A 2,400-nucleotide genomic window follows, 5' to 3' on the forward strand; every position below is an offset into this window, starting at 1 on the left:
GATCCCTGCCCAAATCCATTAACCTTCAACCCCAGGACCCCAACCTAATCACTGGTACGGCTGAAGGGGGCAGGTCAGGCTATGCCTGGGTTGGTTTATATTTCTTCTTTAAGATGATCATCCCTAAGTATCGATGGTTAGGATTGCTGTGCGGCATTATGGTTGGATTGACATTTGGTATCTCTCAACAATTGAGAGGAGCCCATTTCATTTCTCATGACATTGTCACGATTCTCATTTGTTGGTTGATCGCCACTCTTTTGTTTATATTCTTTAGTATCAAGAAATATACTGTTAAAAATGAAAAACAACTCAAAATCCAACATCTTTAATAATATTCAAAAGAATAGAAAAGGATTTTCTAGAGTCTGGCATGCATCAAAGTACTCATGTTCGGGTATAAAAGATGCGTGGCTAGAGCCTGCATTCCGCCTTGAGGTAATATTATTTGTGATTTCGCTTCCATTGGCTCAATTGATTGGGAGATCTATGATGGAAAAATTGCTCCTGATCTCTTGTATCTGGTTTTTGATGATAGTTGAGGTAATTAATTCTGCGATAGAGTCCGCAATAGATAGAGTAGGACTTCAATATCACGAACTTTCCAGGAAAGCCAAAGATTTGGGAAGTGCTTCCGTATTAATGACAATTATTTTTTGTCTGATAATCTGGTCTTCTTTAATTTATAAAAACTTTATTTAATTTTCTGCCTAACAGCTGGAATACATTACAGGGATGCACCTCATGCATCGCTTAACATGCGTCTTCACGCTTACAGGGTGATGCCAACTCTTGTTCGTCGGGCAAAGCGTCCAATATGTCCGCTCATGCCTCACGAAGATTTCACGGATTTCTGCGCGCGGTGAGGCCGGCTGCTTTTTGCCGTGGCATCGTGTTGCCCGTGACGGAAAGACCGATGAAGGTGATCCTGCACTGAGCAGCAGAGCTTTAATTCGATGCAAAGTTTGCAATGCCTGCGATGAGCTTCGCCATATGTATCGCTCCTCCCGGTGGTTTTGAACTGACTGACCAGAGGTCCCCTTGAGTGTTTGAAGCATGTGCCGCGCCTGAGAAACTTGGGCTTGGCGTGATCGCACCTGTGGGCGCAGTGGATGCCCGCCGGTGTAGGCTTGGTGCCGGTCACGCTGGCCGAAGCGGCTCTACCGAACCTTTCTACTTGTGGCTGTACTCCTCTGTGCCACAAAGGGTCCGAGCCTTCATATCTGTGCTGAATTTGCTCTGCTCCAAACAGAAGCGGAGCCAGTTGTAGGCAAGGAAGATACTACTGGCAAGGGCAAAAGTGGACCGCTCCTGCCCTAGCTCACTGCCTACTCTGACTGTACTGAGTGGCCGACCCCACTCGAACTGAAGCCGGCATCTAAATCTCAATCAATTGAATTAGATAGCGACTAAATGTTCGTACAAAATGATCGAGCCAATACCGATCAGCAGGACACCGCCGATGGCTTCGGCCCAGCGCCCAGCAATATTCCCCAGTACACGCCCGACCATCACGCCCAACGTCACCATTGCGAATGTTGCGAAGCCGATAGCGAGAGCAACGGTGGCGATGCTTACGTCCAGAAAAGCAAGTCCTACGCCCACGTCCATGGCATCAATGCTTGTTGCAAATCCAGTTGCAACTAATAGCCAGAAGCCATGTCGTGCAGGCTTGCTGGGCTCTTCACCATCAGGCACTTTGATTGCCCCGATCAACATTCTTCCACCTAGCACCAGAAGCAGCACGAAGGCGATCCAGTGGTCCCAGGCCTTGACGTAATCTGAAGCCGCATAGCCCAGCGCCCAGCCTACCAAGGGTGTGATGGCTTCGATGACACCGAAGATGGCGCCAGTCCCAGCGCGGTTTGAGTAGCGCAGAACCTTTGCCGACGGCTGCGGCAAAGGCATCGGTGGACATGGCAAAGGCCAGGAGCAAGATAGAAGCGGCATTCATGGGGAATTCATTCTTAACGGTCGGGCATGAGCACAACGGCATCTCACCGCGGCCCGAGCTCGTCGCGATGAAATGCCTATGGTCTCGCCAACCGAAGAACGGATGCATACGCCACAGCAAATTGAATGCCGAGTATGTTGACGCATGCGCTTCCAGGGTGGAAGCAGGCTACTCCCCAAGGGGGACTAAAGTTTACAAGCGATCAAAATGCTTGAGGAACATAGCCTTTTTTGAGTTCTGGGCTTTAGAAATGGCTCGCATTTTCAAAGCGCTGGCCTCTAGCAAGAAAGCTACGTCGATACCGCCATTAGGGCTGTCCATGCACTCCCCTGTTGATTTCCACTCAAAACTGACCCGCCGGAGGCTAAGGGGGGTGCGGATAAAAACTTGGACTGGTTTTATGCGGCTAGACCAAGTTCTTGTCGGTATTCCACAGGACTTAAACG

At 49.2% G+C, this 2,400-nt stretch carries 2 protein-coding genes, 2 pseudogenes and 1 riboswitch; of the genes and pseudogenes, 2 read left to right on the forward strand and 2 right to left on the reverse strand.

Translation table 11 applies throughout. The features are described 5' to 3' along the window. Both ACWGXF_RS24285 and ACWGXF_RS24290 read left to right on the forward strand, forming a co-directional pair. Positions 1-332 (forward strand): annotated as a pseudogene (locus tag ACWGXF_RS24285) (hypothetical protein); the annotation flags it as partial. Next, the gene (locus ACWGXF_RS24290) at positions 301-702 is read left to right on the forward strand and encodes a diacylglycerol kinase (protein WP_012838508.1); all 402 of its coding nucleotides are present in this window, start codon (positions 301-303) and stop codon (positions 700-702) included. The pseudogene ACWGXF_RS24285 and the gene ACWGXF_RS24290, both read left to right, overlap by 32 nt. Positions 703-1,398: 696 nt before the next feature. Here ACWGXF_RS24290 and ACWGXF_RS24295 read toward each other — a convergent pair. Continuing rightward, a pseudogene (locus tag ACWGXF_RS24295) lies at positions 1,399-1,954 on the reverse strand (manganese efflux pump MntP). Positions 1,955-1,973: 19 nt separating this feature from the next. After that, positions 1,974-2,138, reverse strand: a riboswitch (yybP-ykoY riboswitch). A gap of 8 nt (positions 2,139-2,146) precedes the next feature. Further along, positions 2,147-2,400: hypothetical protein (locus tag ACWGXF_RS24300; protein WP_452102596.1), on the reverse strand; the 254-nt coding region annotated here is incomplete at its 5' end.

Source organism: Comamonas sp. HJ-2 (assembly GCF_053615495.1).